This window comes from Mycetohabitans sp. B8, assembly GCF_021991875.1.
Lineage (GTDB): Bacteria > Pseudomonadota > Gammaproteobacteria > Burkholderiales > Burkholderiaceae > Mycetohabitans.
Genome location: NZ_JAHLKR010000027.1, coordinates 1 through 1407 on the forward strand (window position 1 = coordinate 1; position 1407 = coordinate 1407).

Consider the following 1407-nt stretch of genomic DNA (forward strand, 5'->3'; position numbering starts at 1 on the left):
CCTGATGGTCATTGCGGCCGAGGTACTCGAGATCGCCATTGGGCCGATAACGCGCGAGATCGCCCGTCTTGTACATCCGAGCGTCGGCTTCGTTCGAGAACGGATCGCGCACGAAGCGCTCGGCCGTGAGCTCAGGCCGGTTCAGATAACCGCGCGCGACGCCCGCACCACCGATGTACAGTTCACCGACCGCGCCTAATGGCACCGGTTGACCGTACGTATCGAGCAAATAAACCTTCAGATCTGGAATTCGCACGCCCATAGGACTGCCGACCTGATTGCTGTCCTGGGATCGAAGCGGCCGGTAGGTCACATGCACAGTCGTTTCCGTAATCCCATACATGTTCACCAATTGTGGACGCTGCTCTGCGCGTGTCGCATACCACGTTTGCAAGATGGAAGGTTCTAGCGCTTCTCCACCAAAAATCACATAGCGTAATTGATCCCGTAATGCGTTTTGTGCCTGGCTGGCGATAAATGTTTTGAACGCACTCGGGGTCTGATTTAATACGGTGACGCCCTGTTCACAGACCAGCCGGTGGAAGTCTTGCGGTGAACGAGCAATTTGCTGGGGAACGATGATGAGCTTGCCACCATGACGCAATGCCCCCCAGAGCTCCCAAACAGAGAAATCAAAAGCAAAGGAGTGAAACAGGCACCAGATATCATGCTGATCAAAGTGATACCAAGCTTGTGTCGCGCCAAATAGACGGGCAACCTGTGCATGCTCGACCATCACGCCCTTCGGCGTGCCGGTGGAGCCGGACGTGTAGATCACATACGCGAGATGGCGGGCCGTCAAGCCCGGCACCGACGGGTTTGTGTGCGCCCGATTGGGTAGCGCATTAGGATCGAGCACCGTGCGCTCGACGAGCGCCGCGTCACCGAGTGCGGCCCGGCCCACCGCATCGGCCAGCACGATATCGGGCGCGGCATCGACCAGAATATGCGCTAAGCGCTCGCCTGGATACGCCGGATCGAGCGGCACATAGGCGCCCCCCGCCTTCAGAATCGCCAGCAGCCCGACCACCATCGCCGGAGAACGCTCGACACAGATTGCCACGCGCGCATCGGGTTGCACGCCCAACTCGATCAGCCGGTGCGCGAGGCGATTGGCCCGTGCATTGAATTGCGCGTAGCTGAGCGTTTGGTCTTCGTACACGAGCGCGGTGGCCTCAGGCGTGCGCTCAGCCTGTGCTTCGAACAGCTGGTGGATGCATTGGTGCGCCGGATAATTCTGTTGCGTCGCGTTCCACGTCTGCAGCAGTAAAGTCCGTTCCGCGTTGGGCAACACCTCCAACTGCCGCATCGGCCGCTCGGGTGCCGCCTCGAGCGCGTCGGCCAAGCTGTGCAGCGCCTGCTGCATATAACCACACACGCGATCGGGATCCAGCGACTCCACCACCT

1 protein-coding gene is annotated in these 1407 nt (G+C 60.0%); it reads right to left on the reverse strand.

The window, feature by feature from the left end:
- Positions 1-1407: amino acid adenylation domain-containing protein (locus KQH60_RS14485; protein WP_237577113.1), on the reverse strand; the 1407-nt coding region annotated here is incomplete at both ends.